We start from the raw sequence: 14,470 nt of genomic DNA on the forward strand, positions 1-14,470 counted from the left end.
CAGGCCCTAAAACAAGTCTTCCTCGAACGCGGAGAGTTACTTCGCTATGAACTAGGACAACCGCTAAGCGAAGGACGCTTTATTCCTGGCCAAGTGCTGTTGATCGAACATGGCACAGCCCGCCTTCTTGGCGAACAAGATGGACGACTCAGCACCCTCTCCAAACTGGAAGCGGGAGAACTGGTTGGAGCTGCTTCTCTTTTACGAGGATCTCCCTGCGAAGACGTGCGAGCAGCGTCTGAGCTTGTGGTGCGCAGGCTGAGCGACGACGTCTTTTTGGATCTGGCTCAAAACAACCCAACCATCAGGGCCGAATGCCTCAGCCATCTATGGACGGCCGAGCTTGCATCGCTTCTACAAATCCTCCTGAATCAAACCCCCAAACAAACTCGATCGCTGAACAACTGGATTGAAGACCTGCTACCCCAAGCGCAGATCCTCGATGCCGTCGACGCTGTTGCAGCGCAAAAGGCACTTGAAGCCAATCAACACCTATTCCTCGCGGGAGACCCCTCGAAAAAAGGTGATGCCAAGATCGGCCAGGAACTCAAAACTCCAGAAGGGATAGCAGCCTTAGCCACTGAACAACAGAAGCTGCCTTTGAGAATCATTGCGCTGCCTAATGCAGCCATCCATGAACTCAGGTACACAGCTGCTGCGCAGGTAGTCAAACAAGAAGTCATCGGCAACGACTTAGGAGACGAGTCCAAAGACCGAGACATCCCCAAGGCACCGCTGAGGCCTCCCGTTAGCCGCTTCAACAGCAGCCAATCAGACGACGGCGACTTTTTCGTCGGCGGAGAGGGACCGTTGCAAGAAACCCTCGCCTGCTTCCAGATGCTGGCAAAGCTGATGAAGCTGCCATTTCGGCGCGACGCGATTGAGAAGGTTCTCCGTGAACAATTAAGCCGTGGCCAGACTCCGACCCTGCGCCTCTGTGGCCAGATCGCAGCAGGTCTTGGCTTGCATGTCTCGGGCGCCAAGGTTGCTGCGCGTTTCGGCACCCGCTTGCAAACCCCCAGCATGATCCCTTGGCAGGGCGGCTTTGCGCTCGTGACCCGTAGTGATGAACGCGGCGTCGTGCTCGCCTCACCTAGCCAGGGATTCGTCGATCTACCAGCCTCAGCACTGGAAGAAGTCTTCCCAGAAGGAATCGAATTATTGCTGCTGGATCGCACCAATACCACTCCTGAACAGAAGTTCGGCCCGGGTTGGTTCTGGCCAGCGCTTAAGCGCTACCGCAGCGTTTTAGTGCAAGTGCTGGCAGCCAGCTTCGTCATTCAGCTCTTCACGCTGGCGAATCCGTTGCTGATTCAGGTGATCATCGACAAGGTGATTAATCAGCGCAGCTTGGACACCCTTCAAGTGCTCGGGATTGCCCTGGTTGCAGTAACCATTCTTGAAGGAGTGCTTGGAAGCCTCAAAACGTTCCTCTTCGCTGAAACAACCAATCGCATCGACCAACGTCTGGGTGCAGAAGTTATCGACCATCTTCTGCGCTTGCCCCTTGGCTATTTCGACAAGCGGCCCGTGGGTGAACTGGGTTCAAGGATCAGCGAGCTGGAGAAGATCCGCAACTTCCTGACTGGCCAAGCCCTCACCACAGTTCTTGATGCTGCTTTCTCGGTGATTTACATCGCAGTGATGCTGTTTTACAGCTGGTTGCTGACCCTGATCGCCCTCGCCGTGCTCCCAATTCAGGTGGGGCTCACCCTGCTTGGGGCACCACTATTCCGGCGTCAGTATCGAAAAGCTGCAGAAGCAAATGCCAAAACACAGAGTCATTTAGTTGAGGTGCTCACTGGTATCCAAACGGTGAAGAGTCAGAACGTAGAAATGGTCAGTCGTTATACATGGCAAGAGCGCTATTCCGAATACATCAGCAGCACCTTCGAGAAAACCATCAGCGGCACAGCACTGAGTCAGACATCCCAAGTGCTTCAAAAAATTTCTCAGCTGCTGGTGCTTTGGGTCGGTGCCACATTGGTTCTCTCTGGAGACCTCACACTGGGACAATTGATCGCATTCCGGATCATTTCCGGTTACGTCACCCAGCCACTCTTACGCCTTTCCACCATCTGGCAGAGCATCCAGGAGTTGAAAGTGAGTTTCGAACGTCTCGCGGATGTGATCGATACACCTCAGGAATCGAACGAACTTGATAAGGCCAAAGTTCCGCTTCCTTCTCTTCAGGGAGATGTGAGCTTCGAAAACCTCAGCTTCTCATTCAGCAAAAGCTCACCACCTGTTCTGAATGACATTGATTTGCATGTGAAAGCTGGAACCTTCGTAGGAATCGTGGGGCAGAGCGGTAGTGGAAAAAGCACCTTGATGAAATTGCTACCCAGGCTCTATGCCCCTGATCAAGGCAGGATCCTGATCGATGGCTACGACATCGACAAAGTGGAGCTTTATTCGCTGCGACGCCAAATTGGAATCGTGCCCCAGGATCCCCTTCTGTTCTCTGGAAGCGTGAGTGAAAATATCGCGCTAACCCAGCCTGATGTTGCAAGCGACACGATCGTGACGGCTGCCAAGATCGCCTGCGCCCATGAATTCATCATGCAGCTGCCAAGTGGTTACTCCACGCCAGTTGGTGAGCGGGGCGCATCGCTCAGTGGTGGCCAACGGCAACGGATTGCAATCGCAAGGACCCTGCTCGCCAATCCAAAACTTCTAGTGATGGATGAAGCCACGAGCGCTCTTGACTATGAAACCGAACGCAAGGTTTGCGACAACTTGATCAATGCATTGCATGACTGCAGCGTTTTCTTCATTACCCACCGACTCTCCACTGTGCGCCGGGCAGACCGAATTGTGGTGATGCACCAGGGGGCCATTGTCGAACAGGGATCACACGATCAATTGATGGAAAAACGAGGCCGCTATTACGCCCTTTACCGCCAACAAGAGGCCAGCTGAACATGACAGAACCAAATAAACAGCCACCCCCAAAGAGCCGTAACACCGGTACCAATCCCATCGGCAATCTTGTCCGCCAAGCCCAGAACAAACTCGAAAGCAGCGTCAGCACTGGTGTTCACAACGAAGCTGTCCTCCAGCAAAGTCAGGTTTGGGTCAAAGCGGTGACCTGGAGCTTGATCGGTACAACCGTCTTTTTCATCGGCTGGCTGGGCATTGCCCGCACCGAAGAGGTGGTGGTGGCCACAGGCAAACTCGAACCGGTGGGCAACGTCAAAGAGATGCGGATCCCAGCAGGCGCAGTGGTCGAAGAAATTCTGGTGAAAAGCGGTGAACGTGTGATCAAAGACCAGGCGCTGATTCGCCTTGATCAGGAGAGCACAGCCGAACAACTGAAGTCTCTCGAACAAGGTGTCAAGGAGAAAACATCCCAAATCATGCAGAAACAGGAGCAACTCTCCCTGAAAAAAATGGAGCGCAAGCGCACGCTAGATCTCAATCGTGAGCAACTTTCAACCACCGGCAACAATTTGGATCTTGAAAGCCAGATTCTTGATCGGCTTCAAGGCTTAGCAAGAGAAGGAGCCGCACCTGATATCCAGTACCTGCAGCAACGCAACAAAGTGGCTGGACTAAAAGGAGAGTTGATCCAGTTAGAGATTGAAGGTAAACGCCAGATCAATCAGATCAATCAACAAATCGAACAATTAAACGCCGAACTGGCAGGACTCCGCAGTGAACGCGCTCAGCTCAATGCGAACCTCACCGAAGTAAGGGTAACCAACAAAAATCAAATCCTTCGGGCTCCAGTGAGTGGCATCGTTTTTGATTTAAAGTTGAACAACCCTGGGTATATCTCTCAGGCCCAATCATCCCAGGCTGTATTGAAGGTTGTGCCCTTCAATACGCTGGAAGCTGATGTTGAAATTCCGAGCAACAAAATCGGATTCGTGCGCATTGGGCAGCAAGCCGATATCAGCATTGACTCCTTTCCTGCCAGCGATTTTGGAGTGCTGGAGGGCAAAGTCCTTTCTGTAGGATCAGATGCTCTCCCACCAGATCAACAGCAAATGCGTCAGGGATATTCCTACCCTGCAGTGATTAAATTAGATAGCCAACAGTTGAAGATTAAAAATGGCAAAACATTGCCGCTACAGGTAGGGATGTCGCTAACAGCAAACATCAAATTACGTAGCGTTAGTTATCTACAACTTCTTCTAAATACGTTTCGAAGCAAAACCGATTCCTTGAGAGAGCTCTAAGACATCAAAGCCTCACGGCTTCCTGCTGACGCGTCTCAGCTTTCCAAACTCTCCAGCGCAACTCCACCCCATCGGGCAGATCCACCACAACCGGCCAAGACGCGTTGTAGGGAATCAAATAGGGCTGCTTCCCAAGGGACAAGAAAGATTTGCCTTTTGCTTGTTCCGAATTGCAAGCCATGCGCGTACTCAGCACAAGCACTGGCCCACTTACTTCAAACAAGGCCTTTCCAGAGGCTTGAGGGAGTCGCTGCATTGATAAAGACGGACCCGACAAGCGTTTGACATTGCAGTCCATCTCCACCTCCTTCCCCACGATCAACTGGACGCGCCAATCGAGTGGATGGGGCGAAATCAGCGCGTCGTCACTCTTCGGGAGAAGGCCCGAGGGCTGAATGACCCAACGCTTCAGACCTTGCTTGGGTGCTGGATAACCACTCAGGTCAAGACGGGGAATCGCAACAGCAGGAGCTGAAGCAGCAACCATCAGCAGCGGCAATGCCAGCCTCAAGAATCCCAAGCCCATGGTCATACCCCTACGGCAACAGAATGCAAGCATGACCGATTCCACCGCGATTGCCCTGCTCTCGGGAGGGCTTGATTCCGCAACGGCTGCTGCTTTGGCCATCAAGTCAGGCTTCCGCGTGATTGGCCTCTCTTTTGATTACGGCCAGCGCCATCGAAGGGAGCTTGATGCCGCCGTAGAAATCGCTAAAGCTCTGAACCTGGCTGAACATCACACCATCAACGTGGATTTGGCGATGTGGGGAGGCTCCTCACTCACCGATCACGCCCAAACCCTTCCCACCAGCGGCGTTGAGACGAGCATCATCCCGAATACGTATGTTCCTGGGCGAAACACCGTGTTTATTGCGATCGGACTCAGCCTTGCCGAAGCGCGGGGTGCCGATCGACTAGTGCTGGGGGTGAATGCCGTGGACTACTCGGGCTATCCCGACTGCCGGCCCGATTATCTGGAGGCATTTCAGGATCTCGCAGACCTCAGCAGCCGTGCTGGACGTGAAGGCCATGGTCCAAAGCTATGGGCACCACTTGTGGAGTGGAGTAAACAGCAAATTGCAGAAGAAGCACTACATCTAGGAATTCCCATCGAACGCACCTGGAGTTGCTACAGCGGAGGCGACGTGCCCTGTGGTGTCTGCGACAGCTGCCGCATTCGTGATGAAGCGCTGCTCGCCGCCGGACGGCCAGACCTATGCAGCCCAGGCCGTCCATGAACTCCAATCAAGCCGGCAGCCAAAAACTGATTCGCAGCAAGCATCCCTGGATCGAACCGGATTCAGTCGCACAAGCGCTAGCCGAAGAGCATGGCGAGGCTGGCCTGATTTGGTTAGACGGGGATGCCAGCGACCTGGGGCGTTGGCTCACCTTGGCAGCTGACCCTCTCGAGCAACGTTGTTGCCGGGGATTGCCTGGAGAAGCTGGAGCCACCAATCCGTTTGAAGCTCTGCGCTCGCTCGATCCGGGGCACTGGACGGGCTGGCTTAGTTACGACGCCGCCGCCTGGCTCGAACCCACAAACGCCTGGAGAAGCGATGCGATAGCGAGTCTTTGGATCGGGCGCCACGATCCCGTTTTGCGCTTTGACCTACAACAACGGGAGCTGTGGATTGAGGGGCGTGATCCCAAGCGCCATGCCGCAATGGAGCGCTGGATACTGGGACTAAGTGAACAATTCAACCGAAGCCCAAACGCACTCCCCAAACCCAAACCCCTGCATACCGCTTGGGTACGCCACAGCGACAGGCAGGCTTATGCCAAGGGCGTCGAGCGAATCCGCGAACTGATCGCGATGGGGGATCTCTTTCAAGCCAATCTCACCAGTTGCTCCAGCACAACGTTGCAGGAATCGATCAACAATCTGGAGCTCTTTCGACGCTTGCGTCGAGCCTGTCCGGCACCCTTTGCCGGTCTAGTCGTTGCCGGCGGTGAAGCCAATGGTGAAGCCCTCCTATCCACATCGCCGGAACGCTTCATGGAAGTGCTGCCCAATGGTGCTGTTCAAACAAGGCCCATTAAGGGAACACGCCCTCGAGATTCCGATCCAAAACGGGATTCCGATCAAGCCGCTGAATTGGTTTGCAGCGAAAAAGACCGTGCCGAAAACGTGATGATCGTCGACTTGCTGCGCAATGACCTCGGCAGGGTCTGCGTGCCTGGGAGCGTCGATGTTCCTCAACTGGTCCATCTCGAAAGCTACGCCCGCGTCCATCACCTCACCTCAGTTGTTAACGGCCAACTCAGGGACGGACTGAACTGGGTGGATCTGTTAGAAGCGAGCTGGCCTGGGGGTTCGATTAGCGGCGCACCAAAACTGAGGGCATGCCAAAGGCTCCAGGAATTAGAACCCAAAGGTCGAGGCCCCTACTGCGGTTCCTTGCTCACGCTGAACTGGGATGGGCGTTTCGACAGCAATATTTTGATTCGCACCGTTCTACGCAAAAACAATGAACTTCGGGTGCATGCAGGCTGCGGAATCGTTGCCGACTCGGATCCTCAGGCAGAAGCCGATGAACTGGACTGGAAATTGCTGCCACTTTTAGAGGCATTGGAGTGACAGCATCTCAGCCACAACACGCCATCGCCTGGCTCAATGGAACGTGGGGGCGGCCTGCAGAGCTGGCTCTGCCACTCAGCGACCGGGGGCTACAGCTCGCCGATGGACTGTTCGAAACGATCCTCATCCATCACAACCGTCCCTGCTTGTTAGACGCACACCTCAGTCGATGGGACGACAGTTCTGATCTTTTAGGAATGGCGCCACCCCCAAAAAGGCCATGGTTGGAACCATTGATTCAAGAAGCGATTCAACGGCTTGGGCTTGAGCACGGAGAGGGCGCCCTGCGCCTGAACTGGAGTCGAGGCGATGGAAGCAAGCGAGGGATTGGACTCGATCACAACTCAGCCGACCCCTCCAGGCATCGCTTTTGGATGACATTGCAAACTCATACGCCAACGTTCGAGTCCGTACGCACATGGATCAGTCGTCATGAATATCGGCAGGCATCAAGCCTGATGAGCCGATGCAAAACCTTTTCCTATGGACAAGCGATTCAAGTGCGCCGGGAGGCTCAACAGAGGGGGGCTGAGGATGGATTGATGCTCAGCACCAATGGCTATCTGTGCTGCGGGAGCAGCGCCAATCTTGTGATGGAACGCCATGGCCAGTGGCTCACACCACCCTTGAGCGATGGCTGCCTACCTGGAGTGATGAGGGGTGAAGCGCTCAAGAAGGGACTCCTGAAAGAGCAGTCGCTTGCAGCAGAACCGCAACCGGGTGACCAATGGTTATTAATCAACAGTCTTGGCTGCAGGACGATCAGCCAAGTGAATGGCAAACCACTCGCAAACAGAGGAAACGCAGAAGCCCTCTGGAGATCCTTAGTGCCATCTCATTCTGAGAAATCATTGCCATCCTGAGCCCAACAGGACCAATGGGCGGAATGGAATTACGGCGTGACTTAAGCCTCACAAGCCTCACCCTGACCGTCGTCACCGGAACCATTGGCTCGGGATGGTTGTTTGCCTCCTACTACGCCGCCCGCATAGCTGGACCCGCAAGCCTGCCCGCCTGGATCCTCGGAGGAGTGATTTCCTTCCTTCTTGCCCTGGTGTTTGCGGAGCTGGGCTCACTCATCAACAGTTCCGGGGCATTGGCCCAGGTACCACTACTAAGTCACGGTCGCTTGTCGGGATTTATCGGTGGCTGGAGCATCTGGATCAGCTATCTGTGCGTGCCAACGATCGAGCTGTTAGCAATGCTCGATTATCTCGATAGCAGTCTTCCCTGGCTCACACAGGATCGGAACGGCACGCAAATCCTCAGCGGCGCCGGTCTGGCTGTCGCCATCGTGTTGATGGTGTTTTTCACCTGGATCAACCTCAACGGCATTAAGGGGTTGGCCCGATGGATCAATAGCCTCACGATCTGGAAGTTAATCGTGCCCCTGCTGGTGGCAGGTGTGTTGATGCTGCTCAGTCAGCACTGGGGGAATCTGAGCATCCCAGTCACAATCGGCAGCGACCCATCTGCGATCAAAGCTGGCACCGGCACAGAACTTGTGAATGCCGTAGGAAGCGGAGGCATCCTTTTTTGCCTCCTTGGCTTCCGCACAGCCGTTGACCTCGCGGGAGAAGCGCGCAACCCCCAACGCAACGTGCCACTAGCGATGGGACTTGGGCTAGGCATCAGCCTGCTGATTTACCTCGTTCTTCAATGGTCTTTGCTGGTGAGCGTGCCACCGGAAGCCCTCCAGCAAGGCTGGTCCCAACTAAGCCTCAGCCAAAATGGCGGCCCACTTGCAGCCATCGCCGTTGGTCTTGGACTCGGCTGGATGGTGGTGCTGTTACTCATCGACGCAGCACTCTCCCCCAGCACAACGGCGATGGCCTATCTAGGGGTATCGGCTCGGGTGAGCTGGATGATGGGTCGCTGCAAACTGCTCCCTGAGTCTCTGGGTCGAGTTAATAGACATGGTGTTCCGGATCTTGCCGTCGTCAGCAGTTTGGTGGTGGGCTGCGCCCTGTTCTTGATCGGCCCAGGCTGGCAACAGGTTGTGGCTTTTCTCACAGCAGCCCAGATGATCGCCCTAGCCATGGGACCAGCAAGCTTGTTGGCCCTACGCCAACAACTCCCCAAGCAGCAAGGACATTTTCGGATTCCATGTGCCACCGCACTCAGTGCCCTGGCTTTCGTGATGGCGACATGGGCGACGAACTGGTGCGGACGCACGGCGTTGGAGGGTGCGGTGCTCGCCATCGGAATCCCAAGCCTGCTGTTTTCTCTTCACAACTGGAGAAAACGCCAGCCAATTGAAACCAAAGCAGGGCTTTGGTGGGGGCTCTATTTAGGACTTCTTGTTTTAGATATGGAGTTATTCAGCAAAGGGCAACCCCTGGAGCTCTCGAATCTGGCCCATCTCGCAGTGTTAGCGGGTATGGCACTTTTGGTGCTGCCGATCGCGGTCAGCACCGCTTTGCCTGAAGTATCACCCCACGCACTCACACACTTAGGAAACGATCTACAACCTGCTGACTGAGCTCAGACGTAGAGCCACTGGCCACAATTCCACCGCGCTGCATGGCGTAATAACGATCAGCCTGTCGAACAAAATGCAAATGCTGTTCCACAAGCAAAACACCAATACCTTTCTCAGCGATAATTCGTTGAACGGCAGCCTCAATATCCTGGACAATATTGGGCTGAATACCCTCAGTGGGCTCATCAAGAAGCAACAATTTAGGCTGACCTAAAAGAGCACGAGCGATGGCAAGCTGCTGCTGCTGACCACCAGAAAGATCACCACCTTTACGTGAAAGAAACTCCTGGAGAATTGGGAAGAGCTCATAAACAAAAGGATCGATGTGACGATTTCGAGCAAGACCTCCCGGAAGTGCCTCCATCCCCAACATCAAATTCTCTTCGACAGTCAATTGAGGGATGATTTCTCTGCCCTGAGGTACATAACCGATTCCTGACCTTGCTCTCCGATGAGGAGGCTGACGCTCCATTCCGTGGCCTTCGAAGACAATCTCACCGGACCGTGGCTTAAGCAAACCGATCAGAGACTTCAGGAGGGTGGTCTTACCCACACCATTCCGGCCAATCAGACAGACCATTTCCCCGGCACGAACTCTGAGGTCCACATCTCGAAGAATGTGGCTCTCGCCGTAATAAGTATTAAGGCCTCGAATTTCAAGCATTGTCATAGAGCGTCGTCCTCCATCGTTCCCAAATAAACTTCAATCACGCGGGGATCTTGTTGCACTTGGTCCATCGATCCCTCACAAAGAACATGGCCCTGATGCAACACCGTCACAGGGCTATCAAGACGACGAATGAATTCCATATCGTGCTCAATCACTAAGACAGTGTGGTCACCAGCTAAAGACTTCAGCAAGTCAGCCGTAAGATCAGTTTCTTCATCCGTCAGACCAGCAACCGGTTCATCAACCAGCAAGAGGTCTGGATCCTGGCCAACCAACATCGCAATTTCCAACCACTGCTTCTGTCCATGAGACAGAGATCCTGCTCTCCAGTCGGCACGAGACTGAAGATTAACAATGTTCATTAAATGATGAATTTGGTCGCGCTGCTCAGCACGAATGCGACCAAACAGCAAAGACCAAGGCTGTTTAGACCGACTAACAGCCAATGCCAAGTTGTCCTGGACAGTCAAATCTTCAAACACGCGAGGGCTTTGGAATTTTCGTCCGATTCCAAGTCGAGCAATGCGGTGCTCTGGGATTCCAACCAGAGAGAGACCTTTGAAGAGCACGCCTCCTGAGCTAGGCGCAACCTTTCCAGTGATGACATCTAGAAACGTGGTCTTCCCAGCACCATTGGGACCGATCACCGCCCGCAGTTCTCCAGGTCGCAAGCTGAGATTAAGGTCACGAAGGGCAAGAAAACCATCGAAACTAACCGTGATGTCAGTGAGCTCCAGCAGTGGGCTGGATCCAGAAACGACTCTGCTCATGACTGCACCTCCTCATTGCCATCAACTTCAAGTTGTGGATAAGTACCGATGGGGCGAGAAAAGCCCACACGAGACATCAAATTTCTTGGACCTGCTCCACGGAACCAACCAATCACACCTTCCGGCAATGCCGTTACCACAAGGATGAACAAACCACCTTGAATAAAAAGCCAGGTTTCTGGCAAAGCCTCACTCACCAAACTTTTGGCATACATAATTGAAACGGATCCAAGAATCGCTCCTACTAATGTTCCACGACCACCAACAGCAACCCAAATCACCATTTCAATCGAAAACGGTACAGTCATAAACTGTGGCGAAACAATACCGGATTGCACTGTGTAGAGCGCACCACCAATACCCGCTAAGCCCCCAGCGATTGCAAACACAATGGTTTTAAACAACGTTGGGTTATAACCCGTAAAGCGGAGCCTTGGTTCATCATCGCGGATTGCAATCAGAACATTTCCAAAGCGACCACGAACAACCCAACGTAAAAATATCCACACCAAGATCACAATTACAGCAGTCAACCAAAAGAAACCGCGTTGCATCTCTGGCGAGCCCAATTCGAGCTGCCCAAACAACACAGTGACATCGGTTTTGAGACCATTGGTGCCATTGATTAATTTTTGCTGACCATTGAAGAAATTGAAAAAGACCAACAGAGCAGCCTGGGTCAGAATCGAAAAATAAACCCCCTTAATCCGATTACGAAATACCAAGTTCCCTAACACACCTGCGAGCAATGCAGGGATCAGCCAAATTGCAACGAGCGTAAACAAAGGCGATCGAAAGGGCTCCCAAAACAAAGGCAACCGATCAACCCCATAAAGACTGAAAAATTCCGGAATAGAGTTGGGCATATCGATAGAACTCCTAAGTTGGAGATACATCGCAGCGGCATAACCTCCAAGTGCAAAGAAAATTCCCTGTCCAAGACTAAGAAGTCCGGTAAAGCCCCAAATCAAATCAATCCCAAGCGCCACAATCGCTAGCGATAAAAAGCGACCCAGCAGGTTCAAGCGAAAAACAGGCAGAACCGATGGTGCAGCAACGATTGCCGCAATGATCAACACCCAAACTGTCACGAAGAGCCAGGGGCGTTGTTGAAAGGAACGCAACATCAGTTCAAGCCTCCACCATGCGGCCTTTTTGCGGGAACAAACCTGCAGGCCGGAACTGAAGGAACACCACAATCAGAGCAAACACCATGACCTGCGCCATGCTCGTGGTCGCAAAAAATTCAACACCGCTAGCCAGTGGTCCAGGCATATCGGGCCAAATCGTGAGCAGACGCCCTGCTCCAATGAGATCGGTTAACAAGCCGATCGCAAATGAGGCCAGCACGGTACCCAGCAGATTGCCAACACCACCGAGCACCACAACCATGAAACAGCCGACGATGTAAGACGTGCCAACGTTGGGGCCCACCGAACCCAGCAACGACACGGCAACTCCCGCCACCCCGGCCAAACCTGAACCAATCCCAAAAGTGAGGACATCAACCGTGTCTGTGGGAATCCCAAGGCAATCGCTCATCGAACGGTTTTGCGTGACGGCCCTGATCCGGACCCCCCAAACACTGCGGTTGAGGAACCAGATCACCCCAACGACTGCGATGAAGGTCATCACAATGATCACAAGGCGTGGGACGGGAAAGGTGAGATCCATCCACTCCAGACCTCCGCGCATCCACTTCGGAGCGGTGACATCCACATTGCGGGATGTCGCCCTTGCAATACGACTGATTTGTGAGGCCAATCCACCAGCGCACAACACACCAATGAGAGCAGACACAGCCCAACCACCTGATCGCACAAGCCGAGATTGACGTCCCTCCAATAGAGGAGTCGGAAGAAACAACGGAAGACTGAATCCGAGCACTAAAAACACAACCATTCCAGCCGCATAAGCAAGCGGAACGCTGCGCACAAACTGCTGGAGGATCAAACTGACTCCCCACGTGGCCAGCAAAGTCTCAAGTGGGTTGCCATACAGACGTCGTATGACTGTGCGCTCAAGCAAAATCCCAATCACACCGCTTACAGCAAAGGCGCATGGAATAGCAACCAGCACGTAGGCGTTGTAAACCGGCGCAAGAAAGGGAAGTTTGAAAATGAGCTGCACCACATACGTGGTGTAGGCACCAAGCATGATTAATTCGCCATGAGCGAGATTGATCACACCCATCAAGCCGAACACAATTGCCAGTCCAAGGGCAGCCATTAGCAATACAGAGCCGATGGCCACACCGTTAAACAGGCTTTCGAAAAGCAGTTCCACGGGGGGTCTAGTAAGCGAAACAAATAAAAAGAGGAGCCCCCAAGGGGCCCCTCCAACAGCTACCCATTAATGGATGGGGCTATTCGTGATCAGAGCTTGTACTTCTCTCCCTTGCTGGGGTCAGACCAATCGCAAGCAAAGCCCTTCGACGTGGGCTCAAACTGGTTCCATGTCTGAGGATCAATTGGATAATCAGACTCTTCTACGATCTTAAATTGACCGTCTGAAGTGATCTCACCAATCCGAACGATTTGAGAGATGTGGTGATTCGGACGAACCTCGATTGGGCCTTGAGGAGCATCGAATTTGATGCCAATCAGAGCCTCACGTACTTTGTCATCATCGAAAGTACCTGCTTTCTCAACTGCCTTTTTCCAGAGATAAACCATGTTGTAAGCAGACTCTTGAGGGTCAGCAACTACTCGGTCATCTCCATACTTGGCCTTAAAGTCAGCAGCAAACTTCTTAGAGGCCGGTGTATCAATGGACATCATGTAGTTCCAGGCTCCATAGTGACCCTCAAGAAACTCTGGCCCAATCGTGCTGATTTCCTCCTCAGCAATTGAGTAGCTCATAACATAATAACCATTCTCAGGGGTAATCCCTGCATCCTGGATCTGCTTGAAGAAGGCAACATTTTGGTCGCCATTCAAGGTGTTGATAATGACCCCACCATCAGGAAGAGCAGCCTTGATCTTGGCAATGATCGGGGCGACCTCGGTGTTACCAAGAGGCAAGTAGTCTTCACCAACGACTTCTCCACCAAGAGACTTCACTTGCTCTTTGGTGATGGTGTTGGACGTACGAGGGAATACGTAGTCGGAACCCACTAAATAGAAAGGCTTTCCGGCAGCAGGCGACTTCTCGAACATGTAGCTGGTCGCCGGCTCAGACTGCTGATTAGGAGTCGCGCCGGTGTAAAAAATATTTTTCGAGCACTCCTGGCCTTCGTACTGAATCGGGTAGTAGAGGAAAGCTTCCTTAGACTCGTAAACCGGAAGCATGGCCTTACGACTGGCAGAAGTCCAGCCGCCAAAAACTACAGGAACTTTGTCCTGGTCGATGAGTTTTTTGGACTTCTCCGCGAAAGTTGGCCAATCAGAGGCGCCATCTTCAACGATATATTCGATTTTGTACTTCTTGCCATCTACCTCAACACCGCCAGCTGCATTGATTTCATCAATGGCCATCTTTTCCGTATCCACCAAAGTGGACTCGGAGATCGCCATCGTTCCCGTTAGGGAATGCAGGATGCCAACAGTGACGCTGTCGTCATACTCAACGCTGGAGGCCTTCTCATCGCCACCGCCGCAAGCAGTGACGGCCAGACCCAGCGACGCTGCGGCCATGCCGGCAAATAGACGCTTGGACAATGATGAGCTCATGAGTTCCAAAAACAAGTGAAACGACGCTTCAACGCCGGGGCCTGAAAGGTACAGATCAAGTGAAAGAAATTCCTGTATCAATTAGAACCATTTAGAAATTTCGAGGCCAAATACG

12 protein-coding genes are annotated in these 14,470 nt (G+C 53.1%); 6 read left to right on the forward strand and 6 right to left on the reverse strand.

Annotated features, from left to right (window positions below; all coding sequences use genetic code 11):
• Positions 1 to 93: 93 nt before the first annotated feature.
• Together SYNC_RS13095 and SYNC_RS13100 are read left to right on the forward strand one after the other, a co-directional pair.
• Positions 94 to 2,922 (forward strand): peptidase domain-containing ABC transporter, encoded by a 2,829-nt coding sequence (locus SYNC_RS13095; protein ID WP_011620748.1) that lies wholly within the window; start codon positions 94 to 96, stop codon positions 2,920 to 2,922.
• Between the two features lie 2 nt (positions 2,923 to 2,924).
• On the forward strand, positions 2,925 to 4,184 hold the full coding sequence (locus SYNC_RS13100; RefSeq protein ID WP_011620749.1) for an HlyD family secretion protein: 1,260 nt from the start codon (positions 2,925 to 2,927) through the stop codon (positions 4,182 to 4,184).
• Positions 4,185 to 4,188: 4 nt separating this feature from the next.
• Here the strand turns inward: SYNC_RS13100 and SYNC_RS13105 are convergent, their stop codons facing one another.
• On the reverse strand, positions 4,189 to 4,710 hold the full coding sequence (locus SYNC_RS13105; protein WP_011620750.1) for an ecotin family protein: 522 nt from the start codon (positions 4,708 to 4,710) through the stop codon (positions 4,189 to 4,191).
• Positions 4,711 to 4,741: 31 nt separating this feature from the next.
• Here SYNC_RS13105 and queC point away from each other — a divergent pair, with 31 nt between their 5' ends.
• From queC to SYNC_RS13125, 4 genes are read left to right on the forward strand one after another with little or no spacing between them, the layout of a single operon-like run.
• Complete coding sequence (queC, locus tag SYNC_RS13110; RefSeq protein ID WP_041427151.1) at positions 4,742 to 5,422, forward strand: 7-cyano-7-deazaguanine synthase QueC; 681 nt, start codon at positions 4,742 to 4,744, stop codon at positions 5,420 to 5,422.
• On the forward strand, positions 5,401 to 6,762 hold the full coding sequence (locus tag SYNC_RS13115) for an anthranilate synthase component I family protein (RefSeq protein ID WP_011620752.1): 1,362 nt from the start codon (positions 5,401 to 5,403) through the stop codon (positions 6,760 to 6,762). Before queC ends, SYNC_RS13115 begins: the two co-directional genes overlap by 22 nt.
• Positions 6,759 to 7,625 carry an aminotransferase class IV gene (locus tag SYNC_RS13120; protein WP_011620753.1) on the forward strand — a complete coding sequence of 289 codons (867 nt, stop codon included), beginning with the start codon at positions 6,759 to 6,761 and terminating at the stop codon, positions 7,623 to 7,625. The genes SYNC_RS13115 and SYNC_RS13120 overlap by 4 nt, the downstream gene beginning before the upstream one ends.
• A gap of 23 nt (positions 7,626 to 7,648) precedes the next feature.
• Positions 7,649 to 9,244 (forward strand): APC family permease, encoded by a 1,596-nt coding sequence (locus tag SYNC_RS13125; RefSeq protein ID WP_011620754.1) that lies wholly within the window; start codon positions 7,649 to 7,651, stop codon positions 9,242 to 9,244.
• Here SYNC_RS13125 and urtE read toward each other — a convergent pair.
• The 5 genes from urtE to urtA form a co-directional block, all read right to left on the reverse strand.
• The gene (urtE, locus tag SYNC_RS13130) at positions 9,207 to 9,914 is read right to left on the reverse strand and encodes an urea ABC transporter ATP-binding subunit UrtE (RefSeq protein ID WP_011620755.1); all 708 of its coding nucleotides are present in this window, start codon (positions 9,912 to 9,914) and stop codon (positions 9,207 to 9,209) included. The genes SYNC_RS13125 and urtE overlap by 38 nt on opposite strands.
• Entirely contained in the window at positions 9,911 to 10,684 is a 774-nt protein-coding gene (gene urtD / locus SYNC_RS13135) for an urea ABC transporter ATP-binding protein UrtD (RefSeq protein ID WP_011620756.1), read from the reverse strand. The genes urtE and urtD overlap by 4 nt, the downstream gene beginning before the upstream one ends.
• Positions 10,681 to 11,811: an urea ABC transporter permease subunit UrtC gene (gene urtC / locus SYNC_RS13140; RefSeq protein WP_041426806.1), complete on the reverse strand. Its 1,131-nt coding sequence runs from the start codon at positions 11,809 to 11,811 to the stop codon at positions 10,681 to 10,683. The genes urtD and urtC overlap by 4 nt, the downstream gene beginning before the upstream one ends.
• Positions 11,812 to 11,815: 4 nt before the next feature.
• The gene (locus SYNC_RS13145; protein WP_011620758.1) at positions 11,816 to 12,970 is read right to left on the reverse strand and encodes a branched-chain amino acid ABC transporter permease; all 1,155 of its coding nucleotides are present in this window, start codon (positions 12,968 to 12,970) and stop codon (positions 11,816 to 11,818) included.
• Between the two features lie 89 nt (positions 12,971 to 13,059).
• On the reverse strand, positions 13,060 to 14,355 hold the full coding sequence (gene urtA, locus SYNC_RS13150; RefSeq protein WP_041427153.1) for an urea ABC transporter substrate-binding protein: 1,296 nt from the start codon (positions 14,353 to 14,355) through the stop codon (positions 13,060 to 13,062).
• Between the last annotated feature and the right edge of the window lie 115 nt (positions 14,356 to 14,470).

It is taken from the genome of Synechococcus sp. CC9311 (genome assembly GCF_000014585.1).
Lineage (GTDB): Bacteria > Cyanobacteriota > Cyanobacteriia > PCC-6307 > Cyanobiaceae > Synechococcus_C.

Coding starts and splice junctions, on each gene's coding strand:
- SYNC_RS13105 (WP_011620750.1), bottom strand. CDS start 4,710: ATGGGCTTGGGATTCTTGAGGCTGGCATTGCCGCTGCTGATGGTTGCT.
- urtD (WP_011620756.1), bottom strand. CDS start 10,684: ATGAGCAGAGTCGTTTCTGGATCCAGCCCACTGCTGGAGCTCACTGAC.
- urtC (WP_041426806.1), bottom strand. CDS start 11,811: ATGTTGCGTTCCTTTCAACAACGCCCCTGGCTCTTCGTGACAGTTTGG.
- SYNC_RS13100 (WP_011620749.1), top strand. CDS start 2,925: ATGACAGAACCAAATAAACAGCCACCCCCAAAGAGCCGTAACACCGGT.
- urtE (WP_011620755.1), bottom strand. CDS start 9,914: ATGACAATGCTTGAAATTCGAGGCCTTAATACTTATTACGGCGAGAGC.
- queC (WP_041427151.1), top strand. CDS start 4,742: ATGACCGATTCCACCGCGATTGCCCTGCTCTCGGGAGGGCTTGATTCC.
- SYNC_RS13125 (WP_011620754.1), top strand. CDS start 7,649: ATGGAATTACGGCGTGACTTAAGCCTCACAAGCCTCACCCTGACCGTC.
- urtA (WP_041427153.1), bottom strand. CDS start 14,355: ATGAGCTCATCATTGTCCAAGCGTCTATTTGCCGGCATGGCCGCAGCG.
- SYNC_RS13115 (WP_011620752.1), top strand. CDS start 5,401: ATGCAGCCCAGGCCGTCCATGAACTCCAATCAAGCCGGCAGCCAAAAA.